Annotated in this window: 4 protein-coding genes; 3 read left to right on the forward strand and 1 reads right to left on the reverse strand. The window is 38.7% G+C overall.

Annotated elements, in window-relative coordinates; all coding sequences use genetic code 11:
• Nucleotides 1–162: 162 nt before the first annotated feature.
• Nucleotides 163–702 (reverse strand): GNAT family N-acetyltransferase, encoded by a 540-nt coding sequence (locus tag AC2JBO_RS43940; protein WP_496959912.1) that lies wholly within the window; start codon nucleotides 700–702, stop codon nucleotides 163–165.
• Between the two features lie 40 nt (nucleotides 703–742).
• Between AC2JBO_RS43940 and AC2JBO_RS43945 the strand changes: the two genes are divergently transcribed.
• From AC2JBO_RS43945 to AC2JBO_RS43955, 3 genes are all read left to right on the forward strand, one after another.
• Complete coding sequence (locus AC2JBO_RS43945; RefSeq protein WP_496959913.1) at nucleotides 743–2506, forward strand: ABC transporter ATP-binding protein; 1764 nt, start codon at nucleotides 743–745, stop codon at nucleotides 2504–2506.
• A 112-nt stretch (nucleotides 2507–2618) separates the two neighbouring features.
• Complete coding sequence (locus AC2JBO_RS43950; protein WP_496959914.1) at nucleotides 2619–2816, forward strand: hypothetical protein; 198 nt, start codon at nucleotides 2619–2621, stop codon at nucleotides 2814–2816.
• A 60-nt stretch (nucleotides 2817–2876) separates the two neighbouring features.
• On the forward strand, nucleotides 2877–3344 hold the full coding sequence (locus tag AC2JBO_RS43955; RefSeq protein ID WP_496959915.1) for a hypothetical protein: 468 nt from the start codon (nucleotides 2877–2879) through the stop codon (nucleotides 3342–3344).
• Nucleotides 3345–3365: the final 21 nt, after the last annotated feature.

Below are 3365 nucleotides of genomic sequence, written 5' to 3' on the forward strand. Positions count from 1 at the left end.
CCCTGTTTTACCTCACCGCGTCACCGTGTCAGCCCCTTTTAGGGTTTTCTTAGTGCCATTCGGCAAGGATGCCCATCCCACAAGAAGCTATTCCACAAGAAGCTATCTCACAGAGGTTTTTGTGTTTATTTGAACATTTCGGTGCCTATACGTTTGAATTGCTCATATGGTAAAGCTTTTTAACATTCGCACAACAGGCAAAACTAGCCCATTCTTTAATTCAATATTATATTGCTTTACACCAACATACCCATATGATTCATAAAAATGCTCGCCTGTCAAGGTAGCGACCAACTCAGCACAAGTATAACCATTGACGATAATAGCTTCTTCACAGGCTCTTAGAATAGCAGTACCAATACCTTTACGAACATGGTTTGGGTGTACAAAAAATGCACGAACGCGCGCTGCATCATATTTTGGGTCAAGTAAGCAAGATTCATCTATAGTATGGAGTTGGTCGCTACCATATAGCAATTTGCGATAACTCCATCCACCGCATCCAATTATACCAGTATTGTTTTCTACTACAAAATAAGTACCATCTTTGATAAGCTGGCTATCGACACCAAAAACATAACCCAAGGCGCCTTCAATTTGCTCATGGGAATAATGATTTTTCTGTAGATGGCGAACTGAACAAGGAATAAGTTCTTGTAAAGCATTTATATCGTCCATTGTGGCTAAACGTAATTTATGCATTAACCGCTATCCTATGGGTAAATAATGTTATTAGTACTCCATGACTCGGTTAAACCTAAATTTTTACCGCAGTAATGCGCCATTCAAAACGCTGCTTCTACTATATCGTCATGATTGGCACAAGCTTTTACTATCACTGCTATTTTATGTAATTAAACACAGTCCAGAATGGATACGTCCTGTTGTTTTTGCCAATATTGTTGATATTATCTCTCGACCTCAACAACATGAGTTAAAACAGCTTTGGCTTAACGGCGCCGTTTTAGCCGTAGCTATTGTCCAAAATATACCTACTCATTACTGGCATATTATGGCAATGAGCGCCGCAACTCGCCAAATGGAAGTTAATTTACGGTATAGTTTGACACAGCAATTACAGCAACTCAGTATTGGATTTTATAAGCAACGCAGTACTGGTGTATTGCAATCTAAGCTTTTGCGAGATGTAGAAGAAATTCAATTACTTACTAACTATATTTTTCAGCTTGTACCTGCTGCATTATTAACGATTGTAGTTTCTGTGGCAGTTACTGCGATGCGGGCGCCGTGGTTTTTGTTATTCTTTGTGATTACAATTCCAATTGCAGTAATTTTAGTACAGGTATTGAAGGCGCCGATAACTGAACGTAACCATAATTTTCGGCAAAAAATCGAAGTCATGTCCGCGCATCTGATTGAGATGATAAAGCTGCTGCCTGTGACGCGCGCGCATGGAGTAGAGGCAACTGAGATGGAGCGTGTAAGCTCACATTTAATCTCTGTCAAAAAAGCTGCAATGCGGTTAGATGCAATTAATGCAGTTACGGGCGCCTCAAGTTGGGTAATACTGCGGTTATTTCATGCTATATGTCTTATCACATCAGGTTATTTTGCTTATACAAGTTTTGGGGGAATTACCGCAGGTGATGTAGTATTACTTGCAGGGTACTTTGATACGCTTACTGGTTCTGTAGTGCAAATACTCACAGTACTACCGCAAATGGGTACAGGGTTTGAGTCAATTCGGTCAATAGGTGAAATATTAGAATCTCCAGATATAGAACTTAATCAAGGCAAGCGTATAGTTAAGGAAGTACAGGGAGAATTTTTATTCGATGCAGTTAGCTTTGCTTATCTCCATAGTGACTATAAAGCAATTGATAATTTTACACTTCAGGTAAATACTAACGAGACAATTGCTATTATCGGTTCGAGCGGCGCCGGAAAGTCTACTTTACTAAATTTAATAATTGGTTTTTTACGACCAACCGCAGGAAAAATTTATTTAGATGGGCAGGACATGAGCGACTTAGACTTACGAACTTATCGTCAGTTCATCTCAATAGTCCCCCAAGAAACGATACTTTTTGAAGGCACAGTACGCGAGAATATCCTTTATGGGTTAGAAGAAGTCAGCGACCAGCAATTACAACAAACCCTTATTGATGCCAATGCTTTAGAATTTATTATTAATTTACCGCAACAGCTAGATACCCTTGTTGGCGAAAATGGCGTTAAACTTTCAGGAGGTCAACGTCAAAGACTAGCCATAGCGCGCGCGTTAATTCGTAATCCTAAAGTATTAATATTAGACGAAGCAACAGCATCAGTAGACACCGCAACCGAAGCATTAATTCAACAAGCACTCGAACGCTTAATGAAAAACCGTACAACCTTTGTAGTAGCTCACCGACTTTCCACTATTCGTAAAGCAGACCGAATAGTAGTATTAGAGAAAGGTAAAATCGTCGAAATTGGTAATCATCATCAACTTTTACAAAACTCTAACAGTATGTACGCGAGGTTTCGAGCCTTGCAAGCGTAAAGTATTAGGAGAATAAATTATATATACTATTATTTGGTGTTTTGCCAGATTATAGAGACGGTGCCTTAGAGTTTGCAACCTGATGTGCTAAAGAATACGGTGATATTGTACTGTGGCAGGTGCCGAATTTCTCCAGGTCAAAACAGTAAAACCACAACCTGTAACCCCTGCTAACAAATCTCAGCTAGGACAACGCTTACGCCAAATACGCGCGGAAATTGTCGCATCGGGTGAACATTTATTAACAAGAGACGAACTTGAAAAAGAAATGGCTAGTCGTCGCGGTGGTTTACAAGAAGACGGGTGTTAAAATTGCTGGCTTATAGAAAATAATACCCCCGCGCGTTCTTATCTACCCAGAAGCATCTATATGAGTAAGTTAAAGAAAAATAATAGTCACCCGTTATATAAATACCACCCGGTACGGTATGCGGCAAGTCGAGAGAGTTATATAACTGAGGCTATGAATATTTTATTTCGGGACTGTAGAGACGGCGCCTATATTAGTCAATGCCCAGATACTAAATGTTTGAGAGTTACCTGCACCAGTGTAAAAAATAAACAGGGTAAATATAACAATAATTGTATTGATGACTATGAAGAAATAATTAGTTTGACTCTAGAAGCTGTTGACACAGAAACCAGTATTTATGAAAACATAGAATTAATAAAAGAAATATTATTAAATGATGAATTTTATCAAAAGTCAGAATTAGACATAGAAATAACTATCAACCAAATTATTAATTATCTAAAACTAGCTATAAACTGTGCTTTGTACTTGCAGTCCGTTTCTGGCTCTTCCGTACTTAGCGTGCTAAATCTGCTAAAAAATTAGGTTTAAATCCTTGCTGTGCTT

This window comes from Calothrix sp. CBUCES-K 9914 (genome assembly GCF_059640475.1).

What these genes read in the sequence shown, in the direction of transcription:
- AC2JBO_RS43955 (WP_496959915.1), top strand. Translation starts at nt 2,877, where the DNA reads ATGAGTAAGTTAAAGAAAAATAATAGTCACCCGTTATATAAATACCAC.
- AC2JBO_RS43940 (WP_496959912.1), bottom strand. Translation starts at nt 702, where the DNA reads ATGCATAAATTACGTTTAGCCACAATGGACGATATAAATGCTTTACAA.
- AC2JBO_RS43945 (WP_496959913.1), top strand. Translation starts at nt 743, where the DNA reads ATGACTCGGTTAAACCTAAATTTTTACCGCAGTAATGCGCCATTCAAA.